This is a genomic window from Pseudomonas corrugata (genome assembly GCF_001269905.1).
GTDB lineage: Bacteria > Pseudomonadota > Gammaproteobacteria > Pseudomonadales > Pseudomonadaceae > Aquipseudomonas > Aquipseudomonas corrugata.
Genome location: NZ_LHVK01000005.1, coordinates 56,991 through 73,110, shown reverse-complemented (window position 1 = coordinate 73,110; position 16,120 = coordinate 56,991). Strand labels below are relative to the sequence as shown.

General features: G+C 62.7%; 16 protein-coding genes. 12 read left to right on the top strand and 4 right to left on the bottom strand.

Features of this window, described 5'->3' with window-relative positions; translation table 11 throughout:
* Positions 1-47: 47 nt before the first annotated feature.
* Positions 48-386, top strand: a complete 339-nt coding sequence (locus AD665_RS07105; protein ID WP_024780888.1) for a DUF6124 family protein — start codon at positions 48-50, stop codon at positions 384-386.
* A 477-nt stretch (positions 387-863) separates the two neighbouring features.
* Positions 864-2,015 (top strand): M14 family metallopeptidase, encoded by a 1,152-nt coding sequence (locus tag AD665_RS07100; protein WP_053191508.1) that lies wholly within the window; start codon positions 864-866, stop codon positions 2,013-2,015.
* 140 nt (positions 2,016-2,155) lie between these two features.
* Here AD665_RS07100 and AD665_RS07095 read toward each other — a convergent pair whose 3' ends face one another.
* Together AD665_RS07095 and AD665_RS07090 are read right to left on the bottom strand one after the other, a co-directional pair.
* Positions 2,156-2,698 (bottom strand): cytochrome b, encoded by a 543-nt coding sequence (locus AD665_RS07095; protein WP_024780890.1) that lies wholly within the window; start codon positions 2,696-2,698, stop codon positions 2,156-2,158.
* Positions 2,695-3,789: a catalase family peroxidase gene (locus AD665_RS07090; RefSeq protein WP_053191507.1), complete on the bottom strand. Its 1,095-nt coding sequence runs from the start codon at positions 3,787-3,789 to the stop codon at positions 2,695-2,697. The genes AD665_RS07095 and AD665_RS07090 overlap by 4 nt, the downstream gene beginning before the upstream one ends.
* Before the next feature lie 167 nt (positions 3,790-3,956).
* Between AD665_RS07090 and AD665_RS07085 the strand changes: the two genes are divergently transcribed.
* Positions 3,957-4,463, top strand: a complete 507-nt coding sequence (locus AD665_RS07085; protein ID WP_024780892.1) for a sigma-70 family RNA polymerase sigma factor — start codon at positions 3,957-3,959, stop codon at positions 4,461-4,463.
* A complete protein-coding gene (locus tag AD665_RS07080; RefSeq protein ID WP_053191505.1) occupies positions 4,460-5,212 on the top strand; it encodes an anti-sigma factor family protein in 753 nt (250 codons plus the stop codon). Before AD665_RS07085 ends, AD665_RS07080 begins: the two co-directional genes overlap by 4 nt.
* Before the next feature lie 718 nt (positions 5,213-5,930).
* Here AD665_RS07080 and AD665_RS07075 read toward each other — a convergent pair.
* Positions 5,931-6,767 (bottom strand): IclR family transcriptional regulator, encoded by an 837-nt coding sequence (locus tag AD665_RS07075; RefSeq protein ID WP_053191503.1) that lies wholly within the window; start codon positions 6,765-6,767, stop codon positions 5,931-5,933.
* 251 nt (positions 6,768-7,018) lie between these two features.
* Here AD665_RS07075 and AD665_RS07070 point away from each other — a divergent pair, with 251 nt between their 5' ends.
* The 8 genes from AD665_RS07070 (at position 7,019) to AD665_RS07035 (ending at position 15,177) form a co-directional block, all read left to right on the top strand.
* On the top strand, positions 7,019-8,044 hold the full coding sequence (locus tag AD665_RS07070; RefSeq protein ID WP_024778325.1) for an ABC transporter ATP-binding protein: 1,026 nt from the start codon (positions 7,019-7,021) through the stop codon (positions 8,042-8,044).
* Positions 8,041-8,910, top strand: coding sequence for an ABC transporter permease (locus tag AD665_RS07065; RefSeq protein WP_024778324.1), 870 nt, complete (start codon positions 8,041-8,043; stop codon positions 8,908-8,910). Before AD665_RS07070 ends, AD665_RS07065 begins: the two co-directional genes overlap by 4 nt.
* Positions 8,911-8,916: 6 nt before the next feature.
* Entirely contained in the window at positions 8,917-9,711 is a 795-nt protein-coding gene (locus AD665_RS07060) for an ABC transporter permease (RefSeq protein ID WP_024778323.1), read from the top strand.
* A gap of 7 nt (positions 9,712-9,718) precedes the next feature.
* Positions 9,719-10,009, top strand: a complete 291-nt coding sequence (locus AD665_RS07055) for a (2Fe-2S)-binding protein (protein ID WP_024778322.1) — start codon at positions 9,719-9,721, stop codon at positions 10,007-10,009.
* 208 nt (positions 10,010-10,217) lie between these two features.
* Positions 10,218-11,573, top strand: a complete 1,356-nt coding sequence (locus tag AD665_RS07050) for an FAD/NAD(P)-dependent oxidoreductase (protein ID WP_053191501.1) — start codon at positions 10,218-10,220, stop codon at positions 11,571-11,573.
* A complete protein-coding gene (locus AD665_RS07045; RefSeq protein ID WP_024778320.1) occupies positions 11,570-12,685 on the top strand; it encodes an NAD(P)/FAD-dependent oxidoreductase in 1,116 nt (371 codons plus the stop codon). Before AD665_RS07050 ends, AD665_RS07045 begins: the two co-directional genes overlap by 4 nt.
* 17 nt (positions 12,686-12,702) lie before the next feature.
* Positions 12,703-13,749, top strand: coding sequence for an ABC transporter substrate-binding protein (locus tag AD665_RS07040; RefSeq protein WP_024778319.1), 1,047 nt, complete (start codon positions 12,703-12,705; stop codon positions 13,747-13,749).
* 102 nt (positions 13,750-13,851) lie between these two features.
* Positions 13,852-15,177 (top strand): leucine-rich repeat-containing protein kinase family protein, encoded by a 1,326-nt coding sequence (locus AD665_RS07035; RefSeq protein ID WP_024778318.1) that lies wholly within the window; start codon positions 13,852-13,854, stop codon positions 15,175-15,177.
* A gap of 74 nt (positions 15,178-15,251) precedes the next feature.
* Here the strand turns inward: AD665_RS07035 and AD665_RS07030 are convergent, their stop codons facing one another.
* Positions 15,252-15,956 (bottom strand): YebC/PmpR family DNA-binding transcriptional regulator, encoded by a 705-nt coding sequence (locus AD665_RS07030; RefSeq protein WP_047703746.1) that lies wholly within the window; start codon positions 15,954-15,956, stop codon positions 15,252-15,254.
* Positions 15,957-16,120 lie beyond the last annotated feature (164 nt).

The window sequence follows — 16,120 nt, the reverse complement described above, 5'->3', positions numbered from 1 at the left end:
CTATTCTGGATCGAGGATTTCAGCCCACTACGGAGAACCTCGACACCATGGATACCTTCAACAAAGACGAGTCCAGCAACCCTTTCAATACCCCATTCCCCTCGCTACAGGATTGCCCGGCCGCCCAACGGGCCCTGGACTATTACTTGAAACCGGGTGTTTCGGATGAACAGGAACACCGCTTTTTCGACGTGAACCGCAACATCAATGGCGAAGAAGCCCTTGTTCATGCGTGCGACCTGCTGCGCTGCGCGGCAGCCACCGCTCACGAGTCGGCCAACCGTCTACAGGGTTCGAGCCGGGATCTGGCATTTTCGGTGGTGCATATGATTGATCTGGCCAAAGTCATGCTGGATCGGTCCCTGGACGGCTACCCCACTCGTTAAGCAGCGTAGTCAACGAAAACGGCTCCGCGGATGCCAAGGTCAGGAAATATTTTCCAATGCGTGCAATAAAAACATTTGACTTGCAAATGATAATGATTATTATTGCAACCACTGGTCGCGAGATCAGTCGATAGTCCAGAAGGCCTTAGGTCGGACTTCTGGGGTATCTCCTCATCAGGCTAATCACGGTTTTTGACCCGGCTCCTGCCGGGTCTTTTTTTGCCGAGTTTGCGGCTTATGGCTTCAGGCTGATGAGATCTTCAGTGGCTGTTACCGATTTGACGACGGTGATGATCATTCATTTACCGCACCTCACCCGTCAAAACTAACGACAGCCAGCACTTGAGAATCAGATGCGGACTCTCTAAGCTGCTTCTGCGTCCAGGGAGGACGCCCCCTGTTTCATGACGCAAATCGTCCCGATCTACCCTTCCTTGCGTGTAAAGTAATGGCCATGGAAATCCTCTCAAAGGAATCGTGACCGTGGCTAAATCGTCTTTTGATATCAGCGCCAATTTCGACAGCGGCAACATCCAGGTCGTGGATATCAGCAACCCGTTGCAAACGCTGCTGAAAATCCGCCCCGACACCCGCAGCCCCCACTTCCAGTGGTTCCACTTCAAGGCCAGCGGCCTGCATGTTGGCCAGGAACATTCCTTCCGCCTGCTCAACGCCAGTCAATCGTCCTACAACAAGGCATGGACGGGTTACCAGACCGTCGCCTCCTACGATCACGTCAATTGGTTCCGCATTCCCACTCAGTTCGAAGGCGATTCACTGCGTTTTTACCTTGAAGCCGAACAGCCCCACGCCTGGTTTGCCTACTTTGAGCCCTACAGCCGTGGCCGTCATGACTGGCTGATCGAACAGGCGCAGCACAAGGCTGGAGCCGAGTTGCTGGCCACCGGTAAAAGCGTCGAGGGACGTGATATCCAGTTGCTGCGCAAGGGCAGCGGTGCCGAAGGCCGGCGCAAGGTCTGGATCATCGCTCAGCAGCACCCCGGCGAACACATGGCCGAGTGGTTCATGGAAGGGGTGGTCGAACGCCTGCAGGATCAGGACGACGCCCAACTGAACCACCTGTTGGCCAAGGCCGATCTCTATCTGGTGCCGAACATGAACCCGGATGGCGCGTTCCATGGCCATCTGCGTACGAACGCCATGGGCCAGGACCTCAACCGTGCCTGGCAGGACGCCAGCCTGGAAATCAGTCCCGAGGTATTCTTCGTACAGCAGCAGATGGAAAAGTACGGCGTCGATCTGTTCCTCGATGTTCATGGTGATGAGGAAATCCCCCACGTCTTCACCGCAGGTTGCGAAGGCAACCCCGGCTACTCACCACGCCTTGCCAAGCTCGAAGAGCGCTTTCGCAGCCACCTCAAGCACCAGACCAAGGACTTCCAGACCACCCATGGCTACACCCGCGACGAACCGGGCCAGGCGAACATGACCCTGGCCTGCAACGCGGTCGGCCAGAAATACGACTGCCTCTCCCTGACCCTGGAAATGCCGTTCAAGGACCACGACGATCACCCGAACCCGCAGACCGGCTGGTCCGGCAAGCGCTCTATGCAACTGGGCAAAGATGTGTTGAGCACTGTGGCGGATATGGTCGATGAGCTGCGCTGATCCAACGACCTGATCATCAACCTGTGTGAGGGTCTGTAGGAGCTGGCGAAGCCTGCGATCTTTTGATCTCTGGACTCAATTGCCAGGGGAAAGATCGCAGCCTCGTTGCACTCGGCAGCTCCTGCAGGGGCCGGCAGGATTCAGGCCCGATCGCGCCCGCGCAACATGCTGTCCAACACCTCATCCCGCCGCACCCAGCCGTGAAACAGTGCTGCCGCCAAATGCACCAGTACGGTCAGGAACAGCAGGTAGGCCAAGTACCCGTGGGCCTTGCGCAACCACGCGAACGTCTGGGCATTCGCCGGCAGGATCGAGGGCAGTTGCAGCGAACTGCTGAGCATCACCGGATCCCCCGCCGCCGAAATCATACCCCAGCCCAACAGCGGCAAGACCAACATCAAAGCGTACAACAGGACATGGGAGGCCTTTGCCGCCAGCACCTGCCAGCCAGGCAGATCCCTGGGTAGTGCCGGTGGGCGCGTGGTAAAGCGCACCGCCAGGCGCACAATCACCAGCAGCAGAATCGCGATGCCCAGGGGTTTGTGCAACTGGAGCAGCCACTCATGACGCTCGGATACCGAGGCCACCATGCCCGCGCCAATGAACAACATGGCGATGATCATCAATGCCATCAACCAGTGGAGCAACCGGGCCAAGGGTGCGAAGTGACGGGGGACGCTCATGGGCGGGACTCCTGGGTGGCGGGCAACCGGCTCACTTCGCTGGTACGCCGCAGATAGGAACTGGCATACGCGGCGGAACGCGCGGCCAGCAGCGGGTCTTCGGAACCTTCGATACCGCTGGGCAGGATCAGCGGGTCATAGTTGATGTCACGGCAGTCGCCGTTGTCCTGCGCCTGGGCACTCTCCAGCACCAGCGTGCCGGCGTTAAGCACCTTGCGATCCGTGGGCCAGGGCTTGCTGGCGTCATTCACCGGATCGCCAGGATTGGCCAGGGTGATGTTCAACCGCCAGCGCAACGGTCCGGCGGCGAGACGTTTGGTCAGGTCCTGCTCCAGATAGTCGGCGCCCTGGGCGGGTGGCGCATCCGCCGCGTCCGCGGTCAGCGGGACCACGCCCCAACGCACCGCCTGACGTTGCCCGGCCTGATTGACCAGGTAAAACGCATTGATGCCGTTGTAGGTCTCGGTGGCATAACTGGCCGAAGGCTTGGCGGTCTTGATCCATTGCAGGAACGGCACGGCTTCCGGGTGGGCGGCAAAGAACGCCGGCACCGCCGTCGGGTTCGGTTTCCCCGTGGCAGGATCCGGTGACTGAGCCTGTTGGAGTTGGTAGAACGCCTCAGGCGTGCCCACCGGGAAAACCGGCATGCTGTTCATGCCGGTACGCCATTGCTGGCCGTTGGCCTGAGTGAAGCGCAACGCCAGGCTGCGGATCGGTACGCTGCCGTCCGGCGCGTAAGGGTTGCCGCTGGGCAAGGCGAAACGTCCAACAACCGGCGTCCGTGCGTCCATGAACACCTGGGCGCTGGAATAGGCTCGCGCCTCGCCGCTGCTTTCGAAATAACCGGCGACACAGACACCCTTCGAGTGATTGCGCCGGAAGCCCGGATGAACTCCATTGTTCTTTTCCAGCACATTGACCAGCGCCTTGGGCGTCAGGCGCTGTGGGTCAAGGGTGCCATTGACGTAGGCAAATGCCCCCGCCAGAGCGGCAACAATAACCGCAATGCCACCCAGACGCAGTGTCAGACTGGCGGCACTCAACGGCGGCCGACCCGATGCTGGGTCCGGAGAAGAAGAAGGGTCAACCATGACGAAGCTCCAAGGCTCAAGGCCATTCAAGGAAAGGACCCGTCAGACGAAGGCCTGAAGGTTTTATTCCCAAGCTTCGTATTTATTTTCCCTACGCTGGAATAACCTAGTTTGAGGATCGTCTTTCCAGTCTCACTCAGCGACGGCTCACCGGACGCCAGACGCCCATGAACGAACTCGACGAACAGTTGCGCATGCTCATCCCCCGGCTACGACGGTTTGCCCTGTCGCTGACGCGCAACCCCAGCAATGCCGACGACCTGGTGCAAACGTGCCTGGAGCGGGCCTTGTCAAAATGGAACGACAAGCGTCCAGACGGCGATCTGCGGGCCTGGCTGTTTTCCATCCTGTACCGGCAATTTCTCGATGCCCACCGCCGTTCCCGACGCTACGCCCGCATGCTGGAGTTTTTCACCGGCCGCGACGAGACACACCCCTCGGCCGAGCGCAGCGTGATCGCCCAGTCGTCCCTGCAGGCCTTCGACCAACTCAACACCGAACAGAGAGCGCTGTTGCTGTGGGTGTCGGTGGAAGGCTTGAGCTACCAGCAAGTCGCCGACATCCTCGGCGTGCCGACCGGCACCGTGATGTCACGCCTGTCCCGCGCCCGCCAGGCATTGCGCCAACTCAGCGAAGGCGAAATCACCCGCCCCACCTTGCGGATACTCAAATGATCAACATGCCCCCCAGCGACAGCGACCTGCACGCCTACGTCGATCGCCGTTTAAGCGAGGCCGACCAGCACCTTATGGAAACCTACCTCGGCGGCCACCCCGACGTCGCCGCCCGGGTCCGGGCCTGGCAACAGGACGCGTTGCGCCTGCGCACTGCCCTGAGCGGCGCCTTGCAGCAACCGGCCAACCCGGCTCTCGACCCGGCGATGATCCGCCAACGGCTGAAGCAACGCACCCGCCGACACTTGGCCAGCGCCGCGATGCTGTTGCTGGCCGTCAGCGTGGGTGGTTTCAGTGGCTGGCAGGCCCGTCAGATGACCCTCCTCAGCGCCGCCCAACCCATGGCTGACGCCATGCAGGCCTATCGGCTGTTTGCTCAGCAAGGCATCCTGCCGGCCGATTACCAGACAAGTGACGAAAACAGCATGCAAGGCTGGCTCGACCGCTACTTCAGCCATGCCAATCGTCTGCCGGATCTTTCCGGTGCCGGCTTCAAGCCGGTCAGCGGCCGATTGCTCAGTACCGAACAAGGCGCGGCGGCGATGATCGTCTACCAGGACGAAAGCGGTCAGAAGATCAGTTTCTACGTACGCCCGCCGGGACCCAGGAATTTCCTGCTGCCTCGTGGCAGCCGGCGTGACGGCGAGTTGCAGGCCGAATACTGGTCCGGTCCGGGGTACAACTATGCGGTGGTGATTCCCAGTGACATGCCGGCGGCCCAAAAACTCAAGCAGACCCTGGACTTCTGACCCCGCCGCCATCTCCTGTGGGAGCCTGCTCCCACACTGGAGCTGCGGATGGCCGCAGCGTCGGGGGCCGACGCCTACCTGTGGGAGCCGGGCTTGCCCGCGATGGCGGCGGCGCATTCAACAGGGGTGCAGACTGATCCACCGCTATCGCGAGCAGGCTCGCTCCCACACTGGAGCTGCGGATGGCCGCAGCATCGGGGTCCGACGCCGTACCTGTGGGAGCCGGGCTTGCCCGCGATGGCGGCGGCGCATTCAACAGGGGTGCAGACTGATCCACCGCTATCGCGAGCAGGCTCGCTCCCACACTGGAGCTGCGGATGGCCGCAGCATCGGGGTCCGACGCCGTACCTGTGGGAGCCGGGCTTGCCCGCGATGGCGGCGGCGCATTCAACAGGGGTGCAGACTGATCCACCGCTATCGCGAGCAGGCTCGCTCCCACACTGGAGCTGCGGATGGCCGCAGCATCGGGGTCCGACGCCGTACCTGTGGGAGCCGGGCTTGCCCGCGATGGCGGCGGCGCATTCAACAGGGGTGCAGACTGATCCACCGCTATCGCGAGCAAGCCCACACACTGGAGCTGCAGATGGCCGCAGCATCGGGGTCCGACGCCGTACCTGTGGGAGCCGGGCTTGCCCGCGATGGCGGCGGCGCATTCAACAGGGGTGCAGACTGATCCACCGCTATCGCGAGCAGGCTCGCTCACAAAGGACTCCGAACTTCACCCCTGCCCAAACACCTGCGAAGGCCGGCGCAGCAGCGGGTCGAATGGGTTGATCCGAGGGCCGATCAACGCCGCCTCGCGCTTGAGCATCTCCACCACCGTCGGCAGGCGATCCGGCCCCAGACGGTCGCTGATGGTGGCGACACTCAGGGCCGCCACGGCACGGCCGCCGCGATCCAGGATCGGCACCGCCACCCCCGCCATCCCTTGCAACACCCCGGTGTTGCGTCCGGCATAGCCCAGGCTGCGCACGCTCTCCACTTCCGAGCGCAGGAAGACTTCGTCGTACAGATGAAAATCCTTGAGCCGTGGCAAGTTGTAATGAATCACCGTGTCGCGCTCCTCTTCCGGCAGGAATGCCAGGATCGCCAGGCTGCCCTGGCCCACGCCCAGCGCCACCCGGCCGCCGATGTCACCGGTAAAGGTGCGGATCGGGAATGGCCCTTCACTGCGGTCCAGGCAGATCGCATCGAAGCCGCTACGCGCCAGCAGGAACAACGAGTCCCCCAGGGACGCCGACAGCCGCAGCATGGCCGGTCGCGCCAGTTCACGCAGGTTGCCGGTGTTCCCGGCACGGGCGGCCAGGGCAAAAAAGTCCAGGCTCAGGCGATAGCGTTTACTGCGCCCGTCCTGCTCGACCATGCCCTCATCCATCAGGCTGCGCAGCAGGCGATGGGTAGTCGGCTGGGACAGGCCGATGCGCTGGGCCAGTAGGGTTACCCGCTCCCCGCCTTCGGTGGTGTCACCCAGACTGCGCAACACGGCGAATAACCTGGAGACAGCGCCAACCCCTACTTCACTTTTTTCTGTATTCCGATCAGCGGAATCATTCATCTTGTTTTTCACTCATCAATTCACTGATCGAATGAAACTGAAAATAGTCATCGCCTCAGTGAAATAGGCCATTGAGCCCATCCTATTCTTCGTCCTACTCTGCGTCCATAGAGGGGCGATTCGAACAACAACGGCAGCCGATCCAGATCGAGCGCCAACGCACCGAGTGTCCTGCGTCACCCCTTCGTATCTGCCCTTACAAAAAAGCGCGCCTTACGGCGACGCATAACAATCTCAGGTGGAGCGCAGTCATGGCTTTCGTGCAACTTGAAAACTTGAGTAAACGCTACGGCGACATCGACGCCGTGGTTGCCACCGACCTCGCGGTAGAAAAAGGCGAATTCGTCTCGCTGCTGGGCCCCTCCGGTTGCGGCAAGACCACCACCCTGCAAATGATCGCCGGCTTCGTCGAAGTCAGCAGCGGGCGCATCCTGCTGGACGGCCGCGATATTACCCACGCCAAACCCGCCAGCCGTGGCCTGGGTGTTGTGTTCCAGAGCTACGCGCTGTTCCCCCACATGACCGTCCGCGACAACGTCGCTTTCGGCCTGCGCATGCGCAAGGTGCCGGGCAGCGAACTCCAGCAACGAGTGGACCGGGTACTGAAACTGGTGCGCCTGGACCGGCATGCCGAGCGTTACCCCCGGGAACTCTCGGGCGGCCAGCGTCAGCGCGTGGCACTGGCCCGGGCGCTGGTGATCGAACCGCCGGTGCTGTTGCTCGACGAACCGCTGTCCAACCTGGACGCCAACCTGCGCGAAGAGATGCAATTCGAGATCCGCCGCATCCAGCGGGAAGTCGGCATCACCACGTTGATGGTCACCCATGACCAGTCCGAAGCGCTCTCCATCAGCGACCGCGTCGTGGTGATGCAAGCCGGGCGCATCACCCAGATCGACTCGCCCTACACCCTTTACGAACACCCACGCACCACCTTTATCTCCGGTTTCGTTGGCAAGGCCAACCTGCTGCCCGGCGAACGCGACGGCGCCGGCGACGTTCAAGCCTGTCAGTCGGGCCAGGGCGAACTGACCTTGAGCCTGCGCCCGGAGAAAATCGACCTGTGCGCCGCCGGCACGGGCCGCCTGCAGGGTACGATCGTCAGCCGCTTCTTCCTCGGCAGCCAATGGTTGTATGGCGTCTCGACCAGCCTGGGTGAGCTTTGCGTGGTGCGCCGAAATGACGGCTCTGCGCCAATGAGCGAAGGCACGGCAGTGGGCCTGGACTGGGATCCGGCGCTGCTGCGGGTGCTGAGTGTCGACGAGGTGTCGGCATGAAGCTGCTGGACGGAATGCGCCGGGGCCGACAAGGCTACCTGATGTCCGCACCGGCCCTGGCCCTGTACCTGGGTTTGCTGGTGATTCCCCTGGGGTTGACACTGGTGCTGTCGTTCAACGTCTTCGACTACGGGTCGGGCATCGACAGCAACGCGTACACCCTCGATCACTACATCAGCCTGCTGGGCGATTCGTACTTCTACGAGATCTTTTTTCGCACCTTCTGGATCAGCGCCCTGACCACGCTGTTGTGCGTGCTGATCGGCGTGCCCGAGGCGTATGTGCTCAGCCGCATGGGCGCGCCATGGCGCTCGATTTTCCTGATCCTGATTCTCACCCCGTTGCTGATCTCGGTGGTGGTCCGGGCCTTCGGCTGGAGCCTGCTGCTGGGCGCCGACGGGTTGGTCAACCAGACGCTGCAAGTGCTCGGTGGTTCACCAGTGAAGTTGCTCTATACCCCATTTGCCGTGGTCATCGCCCTGGTCCACGTGATGCTGCCGTTCATGATCATTCCGGTCTGGACCTCGCTGCAGAAGCTCGACCCGGCCGCGGAACAGGCCGCGCTGTCCCTCGGGGCCAGCCAGCTCACGGTGATCCGCAAGGTCGTGCTGCCGCAGATCATGCCCGGCGTGCTGTCCGGCACCTTGATTGTGTTCGGCCTGGCCGCCAGCTCCTTCGCCATTCCCGGCCTGCTCGGCGGACGCCGTTTGAAGATGGTCGCCACGCTGATCTACGACCAGTACCTGTCGGAACTCAACTGGCCCATGGGCGCGACCATCGCCATTGCGCTGCTGCTGCTCAACCTGCTGATCATGCTGTCGTGGAACCGCATGATCGAAGGCCGCTACAAGAAGTCACTGGGGTAACTCGTCATGTCCAGGAACGGTCCTTTCGCCCTGTTGTTTCACGCCTTGGTCGTGGTGTTCATGCTGGCGCCGCTGGTGGTGGTCTGTCTCGTCGCCTTCACGCCGGAAAACACCCTGAGCCTGCCGACCACGGAGTTTTCCTTGCGCTGGTTCCGCGCCGTGTTCGAGCGCGCGGATTTCGTCGATGCGTTCTATAACAGCCTGGCCCTGGCGTTCTGCGCGGCCTCGCTGGCGACGTTGATCGCGGTACCGGCGGCGCTGGCAATCACCCGCCTCGAATTTCCCGGCCGGGACTTTTTCAATGGCCTGTTCCTGTCACCGATCATCATCCCGCACCTGGTGCTGGGTGTGGCGTTGCTGCGGTTGTTTGCCCTGATGGGGGTCAATGGCAACTTCACCTGGCTGATCTTCGCCCACGTGCTGGTCATCACTCCGTATGTGCTGCGCCTGGTGCTGGCGTCGGCCATCGGCCTGGACCGCAGCGCCGAACAGGCTGCGCAATCGTTGGGTGCCGGGCGCTTCACACTGTTTCGGCAAATCACCTTGCCGATGATCCTGCCGGGGGTGGCCGGGGGCTGGTTGCTGGCCTTCATCAACAGTTTCGATGAAGTCACGCTGTCGATTTTTGTCACGTCACCGGCGACTCAAACCCTGCCGGTGCGCATGTATGTGTACGCCACCGAATCCATCGACCCGATGATGGCGGCGGTGTCGGCGCTGGTCATTGCGCTTACAGCGCTGACCATGATTCTGCTCGACCGGGTCTATGGCCTGGATCGGGTTCTGGTGGGCAAACAATGAGGGCACCATGGCGCTGCTGAAACGACTGGCCGAAGGCGACCGCCCGGCCCTGGATTTTACCCTCGACGGCCAGCCGGCCACCGGCCTGTTGGGTGACACGCTGCTGACCGCCGTACTGACCTGCGGCGAACACCTGCGCGGCAGCGATTTCAGCGCCGAACCGCGGGCGGGGTTCTGCCTGATGGGCGCGTGCCAGGACTGCTGGGTCCGCCTCGGCGACGGCCGCCGCGTCCGCGCCTGCGCCACCCTGCTCGAAGCCGGCCAGCAGATCACCCGCGAACCGGGACGCCAGGTATGAACATGTCCCTCATTGGTCGCGATAACGGTCTGCCTGCCGCCACTTTCGTTGAATGTGCCGCCGCCTTCGCGGGCAAGCCCGCTCCCACAGGGGTTTTGCGGCGCTCACAAAATCGGCGTTCCGCACCGCTCCACTGTGGGAGCGAGCCTGCTCGCGATAGCGCCTTCGACAGCGCCACATGGCCCCCGATCTTGTCGATGAGGCAATCATGAAAACAATCGCCATCATCGGCGCCGGCCCCGCCGGAATCCGTGCCGCCCAGACCCTGGTCGCCCACGGCGTGTACCCTGTCTTGCTGGATGAAGCCTTGCGCGGTGGTGGGCAGATCTACCGGCGGCAACCGGACAATTTCAAACGCTCGCCAGCCAAGCTGTATGGCTTCGAAGCGCACAAGGCCCGGTCGATCCACCAGACCATCGATGAGCTGCGCAACCAGCTCGACTATCGTCCCGATACCTTGGTATGGAACGCCGAATCCGGCGTGCTGGACACTTTGCATGCGGGGCGCGCCGCCCGGCTGGAGTATTCGAGCCTGATCGTCGCCACAGGCGCCACCGACCGGATCCTGCCCGTTCCGGGCTGGACGTTGCCGGGGGTGTACAGCCTCGGTGCTGCGCAGATCGCCCTGAAGTTCCAGGGCTGCGCCATCGGTGAGCGCGTGGTGTTCGCCGGCAGCGGCCCGTTGCTTTATCTGGTGGCTTATCAATACGCCAAGGCTGGCGCCAACGTGGTCGCCGTGCTCGACAGCTCCCCCCTGGGCGCCCAGGCCCGCGCCCTGCCCGGCCTGCTGGCGCAACCGGCCACGCTCGCCAAGGGTATCTACTACCGGGGCTGGCTGACCGCACATGGCATCGCCGTGCATCAAGGCGCGAGCCTGTCGCGTATCGACGGCGAACGACGGGTGCAGTCGTTGAAATGGCACAACGCAAAAGGCGAGCAAACCCTCGACTGCGACGCGGTGGCCTTCGCCCACGGCTTGCGCAGCGAAACCCAACTGGCCGACCTGTTGGGTTGCGAATTCACCTGGAGTTCCCTCAACCGCGCCTGGCTGCCCCAGCGGGACAGCGCTGGCCGCAGCAGCGTGACCAGTGTCTACCTCGCGGGTGACGGTGCGGGAATCATGGGTGCCGACGCAGCCGAAAAAGCCGGCGAACGCGCCGCCCTGGCCTTGCTAGAAGACAGCGGCTACCGAGTCGATACGCAGCGCTGCACCCAGTTGGAGAAAGAACTGGAGCGCATCGGCCACTTCCGGCAAGGCCTGGAACGTGCCTTTGCCTTTCCGCAAAGCTGGGCCGCCGACGCGGCGGACGAATTGACGATTTGCCGTTGCGAAGAAGTCAGCGTCGGCGACATCCGCCGGGTGATCGGCGAAGGCCATTGGGAAATCAACCGGGTCAAGGCTCATTGCCGGGTCGGCATGGGCCGTTGTCAGGGAAGAATGTGTGGCACCGCGGCGGCGGAGATCATCGCCAGCGAAAGTGGACGGCCCATCTGCGGTATCGGCCGCTTGCGGGCCCAGGCACCGGTCAAACCCGTACCGTTTGGCCTGGAGATCGAACCATGATCGAAGTCGACGTGGTGATCATCGGCGGTGGCATCGTCGGCTCGTCGGCGGCGCTGTTCCTGAGCAAAGCCGGACGTCGGGTGGCCCTGCTGGAACGGGACTTCTGCGGCTCGCACTCAAGTGGCGTGAACTATGGCGGTGTGCGACGCCAGGGGCGGCCCTTGTCTCAACTGCCCCTGTCGCAACGGGCCCACGAAATCTGGAGCCATTTGCCCCAACTGATCGGCATCGACGGCGAATACCAGCGCAGCGGCCATCTGAAACTGGCCCGCAGCGCCGAGGACATGCGTGCGTTGCAGGACTACGCCGTCAGCAGCCAGGGCTTTGGCCTCGACTTGCAACTGCTGGATCGTCAAACACTGCACGCGCGTTTCCCCTGGGTGGGCGCAGTGGCTGTCGGGGCCTCGCTTTGCCCGGACGACGGGCACGCCAATCCACGACTGGTGTCCCCGGCCTTTGCCCACGCCGCCCGTCGGCACGGCGCTCAGGTTCATGAACAATGCCCGGTCAGCCTGGTGGAGCACGACGGCCAGCGCTTTATCGTGCGGACCGAAACGGGCCTGATGCTCCGCGCGCCCTGGCTACTGAACTGCGCCGGCGCCTGGGCCAGCCATTTCGCCGCACAGTTCGGTGAAACCGTGCCCATGCACGCCGGGCACCCGGCGATGCTGGTGACCGAGCCCTTGCCCCTGGTAATGGATGCCAGCACCGGCGTGGAAGGCGGTGGAATCTACGCGCGCCAGGTTGCCCGAGGTAACTGCGTACTGGGCGGCGGCCAGGGCTTCGCCCTGGACGACGCTCGCGCCCGGCCTGGCCAGAATGCCGTGATCGAGATCCTGCGCCAGGCGGTCGATCTCTATCCGTTCCTGAAGGGCGCCCAGGCGATTCGTACCTGGAGCGGCACCGAGGGTTACCTGCCCGATCGCCAGCCGGTGATCGGACACAGCAGCACCCAACCCGGTCTGTTGCACGCGTTCGGCTTCGCCGGGGCAGGCTTCCAGATCGGCCCGGCGGTGGGCCAGGCGCTCACCGAAATCATCTGTTGCGGCGAATCGAAAACGTCGCTGGATGCGTTTTCCATCACACGGTTTCACTCCATCCCCGTTTCTTGATAGAGGAAGGTCGCGCCATGAATCACGTCAAACGCACTGCACTGCTGGGCTTTTCCTGCTTGAGCGCATTGTTCGCCGTCGGCCAGGCACACGCCGAGCCAACGCTTTACCTGGGCATGAACGGCGGCACCATGGAGCGCCTCTATGCCGACAAGGTCTTGCCGGCCTTCGAAAAGGCCAACAACGTCAAAGTGGTGATCGTACCCGGGACCTCGGCGGACATCCTGGCGAAAGTACAGGCCAGCAAAGACAACCCACAGATGCACGTCATATTCCTGGATGACGGCATCATGTACCGCGCCATTTCCATGGGGCTTTGCGACAAACTCGAGGATAGCCCGCCCCTGGCACAAATCCCCGCCAAGGGCCGTATCAAGGATCAGGCCGCGGCCGTCAGCCTCGGTGTGACAGGGCTCGCCTACAACACGCGCCTGTTCAAGGAAAAAGGCTGGAGCGCCCCGACGTCATGGATGGACATGGCCGATCCGCGCTTCAAGGACAAACTGGTGTTCCAGTCGGTGGCCTCCTCCACCTTCGGCCTGCACGGCTTTCTGATGTTCAACCGGATCCAGGGTGGCAACGAGACCAACGTCGAGCCAGGCTTCAAGGCCTGGCCGAACACCGTAGGGCGCAACGTGCTGGAATACATCCCCAGCTCGGCGAAGATTTCCGAAATGCTGCAGACCGACGAAGCCGCGCTGTTCCCGCTGACGCCGACCCAAGTGACTGCATTGAAACTCAAGGGCATGCCAGTGGAATATGCGCAACCGAAGGAAGGCGCCGTGGTGCTGAACGTCGCCGAATGCGCCATCGCCCACAACACCCAACCCGAGCTGGCGCAGAAGCTCGCCGCCTTCCTGCTTACACCTCAAGCCCAGGCCATTGCCCTGGAAGAAGGCGACCAGATCCCATCCAACCCCAACACCCCCACCACCGACAAGACCCGTGGCCAGGTGGAAGCCATGAAGCAGTATCTGGAAACGGCGATTGCGGTGGACTGGGACCAGGTCAATGAACAGCGTCCGGCGTGGAATGCGCGCTGGAGCCGCAATATCGAGCGCTAGCCGAACTGGCATTTGTGGCGAGGGGATTTATCCCCTCGCCACAAGGTTTTTGTAACAAACTAGGTGGCATCGGACTTCTCTTGATCAACGGTGCCCCCTCCCATGAACACCCTCGCCCAACTCCGCGCCGGCCAGCTGTCAGGCATCACCCGGTTGGACCTGGCCTGCGGCTTGACACAGTTTCCCCGGGAAATCTTCGACCTGGCGGACTCCCTCGAGGTGCTCAACCTCAGCGGCAACCAATTGGAAACCCTGCCCGATGACTTGCATCGGCTGACCCGACTGCGGGTGCTGTTCTGCTCGGACAATCGCTTCACCGAACTGCCCGAATGCCTGGGCCGGTGTACCGCATTGACCATGGTCGGTTTCAAGGCCAACCGCATCGAGCACGTCCCCGCCGCGGCTCTGCCACCGCTGCTGCGCTGGCTGATCCTGACGGACAACCGCATCAGCCAACTGCCAGATGAGCTGGGACACCGCCCACATCTGCAAAAACTGATGCTGGCCGGCAACCGTCTGCAACAATTGCCCGCCAGCCTGGCCCAGTGTCACCGACTTGAGCTGCTGCGCATCGCCGCCAATCAGTTGGTCGATCTGCCGCAATGGCTGTTGGAACTGCCCCGCCTCAGTTGGCTCGCCTATGCCGGCAACCCGCTGGAAGCCCAGGCCGATGACGCCGCATTGCACAGCACCAACCCCATCGACTGGGCACAACTGAGCCTGCAACAACAACTGGGCGAAGGCGCCTCGGGAGTGATTCATCAGGCGCTGTGGCAATCGGCAGGCCAACCGGCGCGAAACGTCGCGGTTAAAATGTACAAGGGCGAGATGACCAGCGACGGCTCCCCACTGCATGAAATGCATGCCTGTATCACTGCGGGCCGGCATCCGAATCTGATTGAAGTGTTGGGTCAGGTCGCCGCACATCCCGAAAGGCAGGCCGGGCTGGTCATGGCGCTGATCGAGCCCAGTTACCGAAACCTGGCCGGGCTGCCGAGCCTGGCCTCTTGCAGCCGCGACGTGTATGCCGACACGTTGCGCTTGAACCCCACTGCGGCTTTGCGTATCGCCCGGGGCATCGCCTCGGTGGCGGCACACCTGCACCGCCAGGGCATCACCCATGGGGATTTGTACGGGCACAACATCCTTTACAACGACCAGGGCGACTGCCTGCTGGGGGATTTTGGCGCGGCGTCTTTCCACGCCACCGCAGACACCCCGCAAACCCGCGCACTGCAACGCATCGAAGTGCGCGCCTTCGGGATTCTGCTCGGTGAGTTGCTGGCGCGGATCGAGCCGGAGGGCGATGAGGTGCAGCTTGCTGCGCTACAGGCGTTGAAGGCGCGTTGCTGCCAGCCGGACGTGCTGGCGCGGCCGGGGTTCGAGGAGATCGAGCGGGTATTGGCCGGCTGCTTGACCACCGGCTGATCGAACGCATGTCTTTGTGGCGAGGGGATAAATCCCCTCGCCACAAAGGACCATTCGCTCTTCAGGGAATCCTGTTAACCCGCCAACCCGACAAACATATCCTGCACGTCATCGTGGTTGTCGAGGCCTTCAAGGAACGCTTCGACCTCGGCCATCTGCTCGTCAGTCAGGCCGCTGACCGGGTTTTTCGGCTGGTAGCCCAGTTTGGCGGACAACACCGTGAAGCCTTGGGCCGGCAGCGCTTTCTGCACGGCATCAAGGTCGGCCGCATCAGTAATGAACAGCGTCGCACCCTCTTCGCCCGGTTCGAAATCCTGGGCGCCGGCCTCGATGGCGGCCATTTCCGGATCGGCGTCCGGGCTGTCCGGGGCGGCTTCGATCATGCCGACATGGTTGAAGTCCCAGGCCACCGACCCCGAAGCGCCCAACTGGCCCTTGCGGAACGCGACGCGGATTTCGGCCACGGTTCGGTTGATGTTGTCGGTCACGCATTCAACGATCAGCGGCACCTGGTGCGGCGCAAACCCTTCGTAGGTCACACGGTGGTACTGCACGGTTTCGCCGAGCTGGCCAGAACCTTTCTTGATCGCGCGCTCCAGGGTCTCGCGGGGCATCGAGGCCTTCTTCGCCTGCTCGACCACCAACCGCAGGTGTGCATTGGTCGCCACATCGGCACCGTTGCGCGCGGCAATGGTGATTTCCTTCACCAGCTTGCCGAAGATCTTGCCCTTGGCGTTGGCAGCCGCCTCTTTGTGTTTGACCTTCCACTGTGCGCCCATCATTCACTCTCTTGTCTGACGCGCCAAGACATCTGCCGGCCGGCGCTGTGGCGCAAGTTTATACGGCCTAAACCGGCTGATCGACCAAAAAATGCGCCCCGGCGAATCGACATTTTCACAACGTGCTGTAGGCAGTTTCCGAAATAGCGATTCGGGAGCACCGT

Bases quoted from the DNA above. Each gene is read 5' to 3' on its own strand.
- AD665_RS07105 (WP_024780888.1), top strand. From the start codon at position 48: ATGGATACCTTCAACAAAGACGAGTCCAGCAACCCTTTCAATACCCCA.
- AD665_RS07095 (WP_024780890.1), bottom strand. From the start codon at position 2,698: ATGAGCGTCCCCCGTCACTTCGCACCCTTGGCCCGGTTGCTCCACTGG.
- AD665_RS07090 (WP_053191507.1), bottom strand. From the start codon at position 3,789: ATGGTTGACCCTTCTTCTTCTCCGGACCCAGCATCGGGTCGGCCGCCG.
- AD665_RS07085 (WP_024780892.1), top strand. From the start codon at position 3,957: ATGAACGAACTCGACGAACAGTTGCGCATGCTCATCCCCCGGCTACGA.
- AD665_RS07080 (WP_053191505.1), top strand. From the start codon at position 4,460: ATGATCAACATGCCCCCCAGCGACAGCGACCTGCACGCCTACGTCGAT.
- AD665_RS07075 (WP_053191503.1), bottom strand. From the start codon at position 6,767: ATGAATGATTCCGCTGATCGGAATACAGAAAAAAGTGAAGTAGGGGTT.
- AD665_RS07070 (WP_024778325.1), top strand. From the start codon at position 7,019: ATGGCTTTCGTGCAACTTGAAAACTTGAGTAAACGCTACGGCGACATC.
- AD665_RS07065 (WP_024778324.1), top strand. From the start codon at position 8,041: ATGAAGCTGCTGGACGGAATGCGCCGGGGCCGACAAGGCTACCTGATG.
- AD665_RS07060 (WP_024778323.1), top strand. From the start codon at position 8,917: ATGTCCAGGAACGGTCCTTTCGCCCTGTTGTTTCACGCCTTGGTCGTG.
- AD665_RS07055 (WP_024778322.1), top strand. From the start codon at position 9,719: ATGGCGCTGCTGAAACGACTGGCCGAAGGCGACCGCCCGGCCCTGGAT.
- AD665_RS07050 (WP_053191501.1), top strand. From the start codon at position 10,218: ATGAAAACAATCGCCATCATCGGCGCCGGCCCCGCCGGAATCCGTGCC.
- AD665_RS07045 (WP_024778320.1), top strand. From the start codon at position 11,570: ATGATCGAAGTCGACGTGGTGATCATCGGCGGTGGCATCGTCGGCTCG.
- AD665_RS07040 (WP_024778319.1), top strand. From the start codon at position 12,703: ATGAATCACGTCAAACGCACTGCACTGCTGGGCTTTTCCTGCTTGAGC.
- AD665_RS07035 (WP_024778318.1), top strand. From the start codon at position 13,852: ATGAACACCCTCGCCCAACTCCGCGCCGGCCAGCTGTCAGGCATCACC.
- AD665_RS07030 (WP_047703746.1), bottom strand. From the start codon at position 15,956: ATGGGCGCACAGTGGAAGGTCAAACACAAAGAGGCGGCTGCCAACGCC.